Origin of the sequence: Sphingomonas sp. TF3 (assembly GCF_003985085.1) — a bacterium.
Lineage (GTDB): Bacteria > Pseudomonadota > Alphaproteobacteria > Sphingomonadales > Sphingomonadaceae > Sphingomonas.
Genome location: NZ_RWKS01000021.1, coordinates 18,543 through 31,536 on the forward strand (window position 1 = coordinate 18,543; position 12,994 = coordinate 31,536).

7 protein-coding genes are annotated in these 12,994 nt (G+C 64.2%); 2 read left to right on the top strand and 5 right to left on the bottom strand.

Going from position 1 to position 12,994, the window contains the following annotated elements:
* The first annotated feature begins 58 nt into the window (after positions 1–58).
* On the top strand, positions 59–2,638 hold the full coding sequence (clpB, locus tag EJC47_RS16600) for an ATP-dependent chaperone ClpB (RefSeq protein WP_126848992.1): 2,580 nt from the start codon (positions 59–61) through the stop codon (positions 2,636–2,638).
* A gap of 59 nt (positions 2,639–2,697) precedes the next feature.
* On the opposite strand, the gene EJC47_RS16605 is transcribed toward clpB, so the two are convergent.
* From EJC47_RS16605 to xseA, 5 genes are all read right to left on the bottom strand, one after another.
* Positions 2,698–5,727, bottom strand: coding sequence for a TonB-dependent receptor plug domain-containing protein (locus tag EJC47_RS16605; protein WP_185867703.1), 3,030 nt, complete (start codon positions 5,725–5,727; stop codon positions 2,698–2,700).
* A 274-nt stretch (positions 5,728–6,001) separates the two neighbouring features.
* Entirely contained in the window at positions 6,002–8,953 is a 2,952-nt protein-coding gene (locus tag EJC47_RS16610) for a TonB-dependent receptor plug domain-containing protein (RefSeq protein WP_126848994.1), read from the bottom strand.
* A 192-nt stretch (positions 8,954–9,145) separates the two neighbouring features.
* Complete coding sequence (locus tag EJC47_RS16615; RefSeq protein WP_126848995.1) at positions 9,146–10,084, bottom strand: M23 family metallopeptidase; 939 nt, start codon at positions 10,082–10,084, stop codon at positions 9,146–9,148.
* Positions 10,081–10,281, bottom strand: a complete 201-nt coding sequence (locus EJC47_RS16620; RefSeq protein WP_033966632.1) for a DUF2093 domain-containing protein — start codon at positions 10,279–10,281, stop codon at positions 10,081–10,083. Before EJC47_RS16620 ends, EJC47_RS16615 begins: the two co-directional genes overlap by 4 nt.
* Before the next feature lie 30 nt (positions 10,282–10,311).
* Positions 10,312–11,694, bottom strand: a complete 1,383-nt coding sequence (gene xseA / locus EJC47_RS16625) for an exodeoxyribonuclease VII large subunit (RefSeq protein ID WP_126848996.1) — start codon at positions 11,692–11,694, stop codon at positions 10,312–10,314.
* On the opposite strand from xseA, the gene purD reads away from it, so the two are divergent.
* On the top strand, positions 11,694–12,959 hold the full coding sequence (purD, locus tag EJC47_RS16630; protein WP_126848997.1) for a phosphoribosylamine--glycine ligase: 1,266 nt from the start codon (positions 11,694–11,696) through the stop codon (positions 12,957–12,959). The genes xseA and purD overlap by 1 nt on opposite strands.
* The last annotated feature ends 35 nt before the right edge of the window (positions 12,960–12,994 follow it).

The window sequence follows — 12,994 nt, forward strand, 5'->3', positions numbered from 1 at the left end:
TCTTGTGTTGCAAAAGTGCAACACTACATCGGGACGGAAGAAGGAGGGATACTTCCATATGAATATCGAAAAATTCACCGATCGCGCCAAGGGTTTCCTGCAATCGGCGCAAACCGTCGCGATCCGCATGAGCCATCAGCGCATCGCCCCCGAACATATCCTCAAGGCACTGCTGGAAGATGAGCAGGGCATGGCCTCGGGCCTGATCGCAGCGGCGGGCGGCGACGCCAAACGCGCGGCGACCGAGACCGACCTCGCGTTGTCCAAGATTCCCGCAGTGTCGGGGAGCGGCGCGCAACAGACGCCGGGGCTCGACAATGATGCGGTGCGGGTGCTCGACCAGGCCGAGCAGATCGCGACCAAATCTGGCGACTCCTTTGTCACGGTCGAGCGGCTGCTGGTCGCGCTGGCGCTGTCGCTCAATACGGCAGCAGGCAAGGCGCTCAAGACCGCAGGCGTTACGCCCGAGGCGCTCAACACCGCAATCGAGCAGGTTCGCAATGGCCGCGTCGCCGACAGTGCCAGCGCCGAAGACAAATTCGACGCGCTGAAGAAGTTCGCGCGCGACCTGACGCAGGCGGCACGCGACGGCAAGCTCGACCCCGTGATCGGCCGCGACGAGGAAATCCGCCGCACGATCCAGATTCTGGCGCGCCGCACCAAGAACAACCCGGTGCTGATCGGCGAACCGGGGGTCGGCAAGACCGCGATCGCCGAGGGCCTTGCCTTGCGCATCGCCAATGGCGACGTGCCCGACACGCTGAAGGACCGCCGCCTGATGTCGCTCGACATGGGCTCGCTGATCGCGGGTGCCAAATATCGCGGCGAGTTTGAGGAGCGGCTCAAGGGCGTGCTCGACGAAGTGAAGGCCGCCGAGGGCGACATCGTCCTGTTCATCGACGAGATGCACCAGCTGATCGGCGCGGGCAAATCCGAAGGCGCGATGGATGCCGGCAATTTGCTGAAACCGGCGCTCGCGCGTGGCGAGCTGCACTGCGTCGGCGCGACCACGCTCGATGAATATCGCAAATATGTCGAGAAGGACGCAGCCCTCCAGCGCCGTTTCCAGCCGGTGTTCGTCGGCGAGCCGACCGTGCCCGATACGATCTCGATCCTGCGCGGGCTCAAGGAGAAATATGAGCTGCACCACGGCGTGCGCATCACCGATGCGGCGATCGTGGCAGCAGCGACGCTCTCCAACCGCTACATCACCGACCGCTTCCTGCCCGACAAGGCGATCGATCTGATGGACGAGGCCGCCAGCCGCATCCGCATGGAAGTGGAGAGCAAGCCCGAGGAAATCGAAATCCTCGACCGGCGGATCATCCAGTTGAAGATCGAGCGCGAAGCGTTGAAGCGCGAGAGCGACGAAGCGTCGCGCGACCGGCTGGTGAAGCTCGACGCGGAACTCGCCAATCTCGAACAGCAATCCTCCGAGCTGACCACGCGCTGGCAGGGGGAGAAAGACAAGATCTCGGCCGAAGCCAAGCTCAAGGAGCAGATCGACGCAGCGCGCCTCGAACTGGAACAGGCGCAACGGGCCGGCGATCTCGCCAAGGCGGGCGAGCTGTCCTACGGGCGCATCCCCGAACTGCAACGGCAATTGGACGCGGCAGCGGGCGCGACCAAGGGCGCGATGCTGCGCGAGGAAGTGACCAGCGAAGACATTGCCGGGGTCGTCGCACGCTGGACCGGCATCCCGGTCGAGCGGATGCTGGAAGGCGAACGCGACAAATTGCTGCAGATGGAAGCGACGATCGGCAAGCGCGTGATCGGCCAGCAAAATGCGATCCGTGCGGTCTCCACCGCCGTGCGGCGCGCGCGCGCGGGGTTGCAGGACCCCAACCGCCCGCTCGGTTCGTTCCTGTTCCTCGGGCCAACCGGCGTCGGCAAGACCGAGCTGACCAAGGCGCTCGCCGAATTCCTGTTCGATGACCCGACCGCAATGGTGCGGATCGACATGAGCGAGTTCATGGAAAAGCACGCGGTTGCCCGGCTGATCGGTGCGCCTCCGGGCTATGTCGGTTATGAGGAAGGCGGCGTGCTGACCGAGGCAGTGCGGCGGCGGCCCTATCAGGTGGTGTTGTTCGACGAGGTCGAGAAGGCGCATGGCGATGTGTTCAACATCCTGCTGCAAGTGCTCGACGACGGGCGGTTGACCGACGGCCAGGGCCGCACCGTCGACTTCACCAACACGATCATCGTGCTGACCTCCAACCTCGGCAGCCAGATCCTCACGACGCTGGGCGAAGGCGAAGACGTCGCGAGCGTCGAACCGCAAGTGATGGAGATCGTGCGCGGGCATTTCCGGCCCGAATTTCTCAACCGGCTCGACGAGATCGTGCTGTTCCACCGGCTCGGGCAAGCGGAGATGGCACCGATCGTCGACATCCAGGTGCAGCGGATCGCGACGCTGCTGGCCGAGCGCAAGGTCTCGCTGGAGCTGACCGATGCTGCGCGGGCGTGGTTGGGGCGGGTTGGGTACGATCCCGTCTATGGCGCGCGGCCGCTGAAGCGCGCGGTGCAGCGCTATCTGCAAGACCCACTCGCCGACCTGATCCTGCGCGGCAGCGTGAAGGATGGCGCGACGGTGCGGGTCGACGAAGGCGACGGCAGACTGGAGCTGGCCGTCGAGTGATAAAAAAGGGGCGGCTCCTTTGCAGGAACCGCCCCTCCGCGTTGGTAGATGCGGTTGGCTTACCAGTCGACCTTCGCACCGAAGCGGACGAAGCGGCCGATGAAGCCCTGGCTTTCCCATGCCACGTTGTAGCCGAAGCCCGTATCATAGGTCTGGCCCGGGTTGAAGTCGGGCTTCACGTCGAACACGTTGAGGACGTTTGCATAGAAGGTGAAGCGGCTGCCCACCTTGATGCTCGCGCTCATATCCACATCGATGAAGCGGCGCGCGCGGCACTTGTACGGCGAGCCGTCCGAATAGGTGTAGACCGATACACCGCCATTGTTGGCGCAATCGCCCGGAACGCCGCCGTAATCGACCGACGCCATGTCATAGCCGCTGGTGTAATACGCCGTCGCGCTCAACGTACCCTTGCCGTTGAAGTCGAGCGTGTTCTGCCAGCTGCCGCGCCACTTCGGCGCACCCGAGCACGAGGTGATGTTGCACGGGCTGAGCGATCCGTCGAAGCGCTGGATCGTGCCGTTCGGCTGAACCTGCTCGAGATTGATCAGATACGTCGCATCGACACGGCTGGTGAGGTTGATGCCATGGCCCAGCGGGATCCGCGCCGTACCCGACATGTCCAGCCCCGACGTCGTTTCCGAAGTCGTGTTGATGAAGCTGTACTGGATGAAGCCCAGCTGCGGCAGCGCGGTCGGGAAGTTCGGATCCGCCACGCCCGGCTTTACGGTGATGCCTGGGACATTCACGACGCCGTTATTGGCATAATAGGCCGCAGCCACGCCCGAATAATCCGGTGCCCCGATCAGACCCTTGATCTTGATGTGGTAGTAATCAAGCGTGAAGGTCAAGCGGCGGGTCGGCTCGAAGACGATGCCCCCGGTGATGCTGGTCGACTTCTCGGGCTTCAGATTGGGGTTGCCCGCCGAGGTCAAACCATAGCTGTACGGCAGCGTCGCGTAGGAGTCGCCGCCATGCGCGGCGATGTATGCCGCACCGCCGGCCTGGGTCGGCGAAACCGTCGACGTGATATAACCAGTCGTCGGCTGGCCATAGGCTTCCTGGAAGCTCGGGATGCGGAAGCCGCGCGACCAGGTTCCGCGGATCCGCAGCTGCTCGATTGGCTTGAAGATCGCGGTGACCTTCGGCGAGAAGTTGCTCTGCCCCGACGAATAATCGTCATAACGACCGGCACCGCTCAGCGTCAGCATATTGAACAGTGGCGCATCAATTTGGAAGAAGGCCGACTTCACGTTGCGGCTGCCCGCCGTGCTCACCGAGTTGATGCTGTAATAACGGTCGGCAGGATTGATCTCATTCGGCGCGTTCGCACTCGGATTGTTGACCGATTCGTAGCGATACGCGCCGCCGACCGCCGCCGTCAGCTCGCCACCGGGCAAGGTAAAGAACGACTTGGAAACCGACGCCTGGACTTGCCACAGCTTCGATGTCGACAGATTGTTGTTGGTCGGCGCGATATAGTCGCGCGTTGCCTGCGTGTTGAGCGACGGATCGACGAAGTTGAACGAGCCGTCGTTGATCACGTTGATCAGGCGCTGCGGATTTAGGTAGTTCTTGTTGGTAACCTTCAGATCGACCTCGGAATAGGTCGCATCGGCATTGTACTTCCAGCCTTCGCCGAACGTGCCCTGGATCCCGCCTGCGAAGCGATAGGTTTTCGTGTCGGTCAACGAGATACGCGGCTGATCGTAGCGATAATTGACCCGCGCCTGCTGACCAAGTGCCGCAAACGGATTGTTCGGGTTGAGCGTGCCATTGGCCGCGGTGCACGCCACGGTCGTGCCGCGCGGACAGACGTAAACCGGCAAGAGAACCGGGCTAAGGGTGAACTGCGTCCCGCCCGCTGCGGTCTGGCCGGCGAAGCTCAGCGGCGAAATGCTGCTGTTGGTCTGCGTCTCGTAGAAATTGCCCATCAGATAGGCCTGCGCCTTGCTGCCGACATTGACGGTCAAATGCGCCGTCGCCCCGAAGCGCTGCTCCTCTGGAATTTCCAGCAGATAATCTTTGACGTTATCCTGCGAGCAGACCAGCGAGCCGGTCGGCGTACCTGCCGCCGCCGCTTGCGCTTGCTGCGCCGGGGTCAGGGTGATCGCGGTAAGGTCCCGACAGCCAGCGGCGGGATTGAGCAACTGGAACTGCGAGCCGGCAACCGGGCTGCCGTTCAGATAGGGCCGCGCAACCGGCACGCGCGTCGAGCCAAGGCCGCCGAAGCTGCCATCGCCCTGAATGCCGTTGATCGTCTCGTTGGGCAGACAGGTGCCGCCCGCCTTACAGATCGCGCTGTAATTGTTGGTGTTCCACGGATAACCACGGTCGCGCGCGTAGATCGGGTTGTCGTGCTGGAATTCGGCATTGACGTAGAAGTTGAAGCCCTGCTCGCTGAGCTTGCCATAGCCATAGGTCAGATCGGCGCGCGTTTCGCCGCCGTCACCGCGCTGCGAGATGCCGGCCGATGCGTTGGCGTGCAGACCGACGATCTCCTTCTTCACGACGACGTTGACGACGCCCGCGACCGCATCCGCACCATAAGTCGCGGAGGCACCGTCCTGCAGGACGTCGACCTTCTCGACGACCGACTGCGGAATGGTGTTGAGATCGACGAAGCTGCGCTGGCCGTCATCGCCGAGCGGGTAAATTGCCGAGCGCAGACCGTCGAACAGGGTCAGCGTGTTACCGGTGGTGAGGCCGCGCAGCGAGACGGCGGTCGCGCCGGTGGCGAAACCGAAGCTGTTCCAGGCACGCGTCATCGTGCCTGCGCCGTTGGCGGGAATGGTCTGCAGCGCTTCGGCAATGGTGTTCTGACCGCGATTGGCAAAGTCTTGCGCGGTCAAGGTGTTGATCGGGGCGGCCGTCGCGGCGGCGCTGTTACGGATCAACGAACCCGTGACCACGATGTCCTGGCCCTGGCTGCCCGTGTCGGGCTGCGCCTGCTCGGGCACTGGCGCGGTCGACGGTGCGGCGGGTTGCTGGTCCTGCGCAAATGCGGGCACTGCAGCAAGCAGTAGCGCAGTGGATGCGGCCCCCGTCAGCAGCCGTGCCTTGCGAGCGATGAAGTCTGTTCCGATCACGTCTTTTCCCTTGCTGACCGCACGCATCTACGAAAATTCGCACCGCGGCGTTGTTTGCAAGTCTCGTGACCGAACATGTGCTCGGCCCCCCGAGACATGCGCATGGGATGAAGCGCCCAAGGCACGCTGTAAAGTGAGCCGCGCACGCTCGACTACGCTTTCATTTCACTCTGTTACATAAAAACAACAACTTCGTTACGCGTTTGCAACAGGTTAAACGAAAAGGGGCAGCCCCTTCGCAGAGACCGCCCCCTTCCAACAAATACGCCGTACCTTAGAACTTAAAGTGTGCGCCCGCGCGGAACGTGCGACCAACGATGCCGGCCATGTGCCAGGTCGGCAGATAGTTGGCACCCGAATACGACGCTGGAGCAAGCGGTGCCTTCTCGCCGGTGATGTTGCCGACGAACAGGTTGAACGTGAAATTGTCGTTGACCTTGAAGGCCGCACTCACGTCAGCATAGATGAAGCGCTTGATGTAGCAGAACTTGTCGCCGGTGCCATAAAGGTTGCCACCTGCACACGAGATGTCGTCGCCTTCGTCAGCGGCGACTTCCTTGATGCGCGACACATAATAGGTCGTCGCCGACAGCGAGAGCGGACCGAACTCGATCGTGTTCTGCCAGTTTCCGCGCGCGCGCGGCGTGCCCGCGCCCGACGACAATTCGTAAGGTCCGAGCGTACCGGCATATTTCTGGATTTTGCTGCCATTACCCGGATCCAGGTCATACTGGATCACATAGGTGACATCGAGGCGGCTGGTGAAGGTCACGCTTGGGGAAATCGGCACGCGAATGTTGGCGCCGAAGTCGAGGCCAGAGCTCTTGATCGAACCGGCGTTGACGAACGGCACGTTGATGATGAGCACGCGCGGCAGCGCGTTCGGAAACAGCGGATCGGGCGCGTCGACAGCCGAAACGGTGTAGCCTGCAGGCAGCGCGGTTCCGGCGAAATAATTCGCGCGGGCAGTGCCGGCATCGGGACCCGTCACGATGACGTCGGTCTTCTTGATGTTGTAGTAATCGACCGTGAAGCTGACGTTGTGCACCGGCTCGGCCACGATGCCAGCGGTGAAGCTGCGCGACTTTTCAGGCTTCAGATTGGGGTTGCCGGTCGCGCCCGAACCGAGGCTGTAGGCCTGGGCATAGGGGTTGGTGTTGCCCGCGGTGATGAGGCCGCCATGCGCCAGCTGGAAGCTGGCCGGCGGGGTCACCGTCACGAAGCCAGCATAGCTCGACGCCGGGTTGTTTTCAGCGAAGGTCGGAGCGCGGAAGCCGTTCGAGTACGTCCCGCGGATCGCGAGTTGCTTGATCGGCGTCCATTTGGCGCCGATCTTGGGCGAGAAGTGGCTGAAGCCTTCTGAATAGTGATCGTAGCGGCCCGAACCGGTCACTTCGAGCGTCTTCAAAATCGGTGCGCCGACCTCGAAATAGCCCGCGTAAACGTCATGCGTACCAAAGGCCGCCGAGGTGTTGGCGTATTTGGTCAGGCCCGGATTGTTGCTGTTGTTGACTTCGGTCTCGTGGCGGAACTGGCCACCGACGGCGACCTGCAGATTGCCGCCCGGCAGCGCGAACAGATCTTTGGCGACTGACGCGTCAACCGAGATCAACGAGGTGTGCGACGGCGTCGTGTAGACCGGCGCGACCATGTCGCGAACGGCCTGGCTGTTGAGCGACGGATTGACGAAATTGTAGGCGCCGGTGTTGATCGCCTTCTTCAACCCGGCGATGTCGAGCACGCCGTGGTTTTCGATCGAGAAATTGTCGCGTGCACCGACCGCATCGATCTTCCAGTGATAATCGCCTGCGATATCGCCATTGAAGCCGACAGCGCCGCGGAACACTTCGTTGTTGCGGACCGAATAGACCGGGATATCGCCGAACGCATAATAGATGCGCGCGGCGTTGTTGGCCGGATCGGCGGCCCCTGCAGCTGCATAGGGGTTGTTCGGATTGAGCGTGCGGTCCGCGGCGGTCGCGCAGTTGACGCCCGACGAGCAGATATAGACTGGCAGAACGATGCCCGGGTTGCTCGACGACTGGGTCGGCGAAGCACCATAAGGCTGCGTTTGGCGGATCGAGTTGGGCGCGCGACCGATCGTGACCTGGCTGTGCGAGTAGCTTCCGGTGGCATAGCCCTCGATCGAGTCGGTGAGACGCACGCTCAGTCGGCCGGTGACGCTGTAGCGCTCCTGCGACGGCTGGATGTCGTTATAGCGGGTGCCATATTCCTGGCCGTAATCATGCTTACAGCCCGTGCCGCCGGATGCCCCCGCAACGGTAAAGGTGCCATTCGCGCACTGCGCGGTCCCACCGAGCAGCGTGTAAGTACCCGTCGCGACACCGCCGGCGAAGGGATTGTTGAGGTCAGTCTGCGGAGCGCGGCGCACGACGGCGTTGGTCGACGCGGTGGTCAACGAGCTGTCGCCGGTATTGTTGTCGAGGCCGCCGATCGAGCTCAGATCGTTGGTGTTGTACGGGAAGCCGCGCGATGGTGCCGCGATCGGCTGATCCTTCTGATATTCACCGTTAATGTAAACGTTCCAGCCTTTTTCCTGATAATCACCATAGCCGGCGGTCAGGTTGGCACGGTAACGGGCACCGTCACCCTTTTCGGTCACCCCACCTTCGACGTTGCCGTCGATACCGGTGAAATGCTTCTTCATGATGATGTTGACCACGCCGCCGATCGCGTCGGCACCGTAGCTCGACGATGCGCCGTCCTTCAGCACTTCGATCCGCTCGACCGCGCTGAACGGGATCGAGTTGAGATCGACATAGGCGTTGTGGCCGTCATCGTTGAGCGGGAAGTTGGTGCTGCGAAGACCGTCGATCAGCACCAGGGTCGACGAAACGCCGAGACCGCGCAGCGACACAGCAGCACCGCCGGCCGAGAAGCCGTTGGTGAAGCCGGTCGAGATCGACCCCGCGCCATCGGCCGAAATCGAACGGACGGCGTCATTGATGTTGGTGATACCGGCCCGCGCCAGCGTCTCGCTGGTCAGGACGGTGACCGGCGAAGGAGTCTCGGTGTTGGTACGCCGGAAGATCGACCCGGTGACGACGATGTCCTGATTCGCCTCGGCAGTGGCCGGTGCCGGCTCGCTTGCCGGTGCGGGCGCGGTCTGCGCAAATGCCGGGCCGGCCGAAAGCGCGATCAGCAGCGCGACGGGCGCGGCACTTGAACGAAGGCGCGCAAATGCGCGAGCTTGCGTGGTCTGCATCAATGAAAAACCCCCAGATGGTGCGCAATGGCGCAGCGTTGCGTCGGCGATCCCGAACCCCCGGGATCACCGCAATGATGCTAGACTGTAACGATCCCACAGCATTGTAAAGAGGCCGACACGGAACTTTCGCCAAGTGTCGCTGCGGTGCAACACTCTTGCGTTACCCGCCTTACGCCCGCCGCAAACGCCTCACTCGCTGCGCGGCATCGGCCCTGCGACGAGCAGTGGATCGATCTTCGCATCGTGCCATTTCAGGCTCCAGTGCAGATGCGGTCCGGTCGCGCGGCCGGTCATGCCCGAGAGCGCCACTGGCTGCCCGCGGCGAACACGCTCGCCCACGCGCACGTCGATGCGCGACAAATGCAGGAAGGCGGTGTTGAGGCCCATGCCATGATCGATCATCAGCAAATTTCCCTCCAGCGTGAAGGGATGGTCCGCCGCCAGGATTACTACGCCATCGGCGGGAGCAAGGATGACCGAACCTTGCGGCTTGGCGATATCGACACCTGAATGATACGATCCCGCCTCGCCATTCTTGTAGATGCGCTGCGATCCGAACAGCGTGGAGATGCGGCCGGTGGTTGGCCACAGGAAGGTCTGCCGCCACCCTTGCGAGTCCGACGAAACGCGCCGCGCGGCGTTGATCTGCGCCAGTTCGGCCGGGCGCAGCCGATCGAATTCGGGTTGCGGCAACGGAATCTTGGGCAAGGAATTCAGCCGCGAAATGTCCCAGCCACGCGGTGCGATGCTGAGGGTATCGCGCACCACGCGCCCGTCATCGAGCGTCGCGACCAGGCTGGCGCTTGGCTTGGCGTCGCGGTCGAAGGCGATCAGGAAACGCCCGTCGGGCGCGACCGGAATGGTTTCGCCGTTGAAGGACAGCAAACTGGTATTGGACGGCGCGATGCCGATCACCAGCCCACCCTGGATCAGGCTGCCCGAATAGCTGAAGCTGGTCCGCTGCGGCTCGCGCTGCGGCTGCGGGGTGGCCCGGCGCGCGACCGGCGGCGCGCTGACCGGCTGAACCGTCGGGCGTTCGGGCGCGGTGGTACAACTGCCCAAGGCAACCAGAGCCACCGACCCGATTGCCCCCCAAACCGTTCGCGCCAGCCCCCCGCGCCGCGTCATTCCGATGCCATCGCCTCGGTCGCGATTTCAGCGCTGGCATAGGCCTCCTGCCGCGCGACGCTCCAATAGCGCAAATCGTCGAGCGCGATCCGCGCCCCCGATACCGCGCACAGGACATGATCGCCGGGGGCGAGCACGCGAAAACCATTGGCCATGAAATGCAGCCGCGCAGGGCGATCGGTGTTGGACATCAGCATAAGCGCGCGCTTTTCGATAACATGGGTGGATCAGAGCAGCGTCGGCTGCTCAGGCTTGGGCGCACCATAGGCTTTGGTGCCCGCGCGCTCAACCTTGGCGTCAACCTGGCCGTCCCGAAAATGGAGCGTCACATTGGTGGCGGCCCGCGCCGCATCGGCCGAGCCCACCACCGCGCCAGACGGTCGCGCTGAGACGAAGGCATAACCGCGATCGAGAATGGCATTGGGGCCGAGCGATTCGACCAGCCGCCACGTCGCCGCCAGCCGATCGCGCGCGCGCTCCAATTGGCGGTCGAGCGTCGAAAGACGGAGCGCGCCCGCAGACCGATCGAGCTGGCCGCGCGCCACCACCACGCGGCGTTCCAGCCCGCGATCGAGCCGTGCGCCGAGATCATCCGCTTTCTGCCGCTGCGGGCCGAGCAGCGCGTCGCGGCGCGGCAGCACGCGCACCAATGCGGTCAACTGCTCGCGTCCGCGATCGGCATAGCGCCGCGCGCATTTCTCGGTGCGGGTGCCATAGCCCGCCAGCGTCAAACGCAGATCGGCGAGTACCGGCACCGCCATCTCGGCCGCCGCCGTGGGCGTCGGCGCGCGCAGATCGGCGGCGAAATCGGCGAGCGTGGTGTCGGTCTCGTGGCCGACCGCCGAGATGATCGGAATGCTGCACGCCGCGATCGCGCGCACGACGACCTCTTCGTTGAACGACCACAGATCCTCGATCGAGCCGCCGCCGCGCGCGACGATGACGAGGTCTGGGCGCGTCTCGGGCGACATCGCGTCGAAGCCGCGCACGGCGGCGGCAACCTCTTCCGCCGATCCCGCGCCCTGCACCTTGACCGGCCACACCAGCACATGCGTCGGGCAGCGATCCTCGAGCCGGTGAAGAATGTCGCGGATGACAGCGCCGGTCGGCGAAGTGACCACGCCGATCCGGCGCGGCAGGAACGGCAGACGCTTTTTGGCGGACGCGGCGAACAACCCCTCGCCCGCCAATTTGGCCTTTAATTTCTCGAGCAGCGCCATCAGCGCGCCCTCGCCCGCCAGCTCCATGCGATCGATCACGATCTGGTATTTGGAGCGGCCGGGATAAGTGGTGACCTTGCCGGTCGCGATCACCTCGGCCCCGTCCTGCGGGGTGAAGCCCAATTGCGCGACATTGCCCTTCCAGATCACGCCGTCGATCACGGCGCTGTCGTCCTTGAGGCTGAGATAGGCATGGCCCGAGGCGACGCGCTTATAGCCCGAAATCTCGCCGCGCAGCCGGACGAAGCCGAACTCGCTTTCGACCACGCGCTTGAGCTTGCCGGCCAGTTCGCCCACGCTGATCGGCGCGGCGTTGTCCCCTGCGACCGGCTCGTCTAGGAGCGCATGGACGCCCTCTCGCCGGGCAATCTCTAGAAAAGGGTCCGCCATTGAATGTCCTGTTGATCGGCTCGGGTGGTCGCGAACATGCGCTGGCATGGAAGCTCGCGCAATCACCGCGCCTCGGTACACTGTTCGCCGCACCCGGCAATCCGGGCATTGCGGCGCATGCCGAAATCGCAGGGCTGGACGTGACCGATCATGCCGCCGTCATCGCCTTCGCCCAGGGAAAAGCGATTGAACTGGTCGTGATCGGCCCGGAAGCGCCGCTGGTCGATGGCCTGGGCGACAGCCTGCGCGCCGCCGGGACCCTGGTGTTCGGGCCGAACAAGGCCGCAGCCCAGCTGGAAGGATCGAAGGCCTTTACCAAGGCGCTGTGCGACCGCGCTGGCATCCCGACCGCGGGCTATGTCCATGCGACGAGCCGCGCCGAGGCGCGCTTTGCGCTCGATCGCTTCGGCGTGCCGGTGGTGGTCAAGGCCGATGGCCTCGCCGCCGGCAAGGGCGTGACCGTGGCGACCACGCGCGAGGAGGCCGAGGCGGCGCTGGCCGATCTGTTCGGCGCGCGCGGCGGCGAAGCGGTGATCGAGGAGTTTCTGGAGGGCGAGGAAGCCAGCCTGTTCGTGCTGACCGACGGCAAGGACATCCTGCCCTTCGGCTCGGCGCAGGATCACAAGCGCGTCGGCGAAGGCGATACCGGCCCCAATACCGGCGGCATGGGCGCGTACAGCCCGGCACGCGTGCTGACCCCTGAGCTGGAACAGCGCGCGATCGACGAGATCGTCCGCCCGACCGTGGCCGCGCTGGCGGAGGCCGGCACACCCTTTTCGGGCGTGCTCTATGCCGGGCTGATGCTGACCGCCGATGGCCCCAAGCTGATCGAATATAATGCCCGCTTCGGCGACCCCGAATGCCAGGTGCTGATGGCACGGCTCGACGAGGATTTGCTGGAGCTGCTGCTGGCGGTCGCCAACGGGACGCTCGGGCAACGCGGGCCCGCAAGATGGGTGGAACAAACCGCGCTGACCGTGGTGCTCGCCGCCAATGGCTATCCCGGCACGCCCGAGAGTGGCGGGCGGATCGACGGTATCGCCGAGGCCGAAGCGACCGGCGCGACGGTGTTCCAGGCGGGAACGCGGCTGCAGGACGGGCACATCGTCGCCAGCGGCGGGCGCGTACTGGCGGTCACCGCGCTGGGGGCCGACATTGCCGAGGCGCAGGCCGCCGCTTACCGCGCGGTCGATGCGATTGCCTTTCCCTCGGGCTTTCACCGCCGCGACATCGGTTGGCGTGAGATTGCACGCGACGCGCGCTGACCGGTTGCGCTAACCTTCCGAAAACACAGGAGACC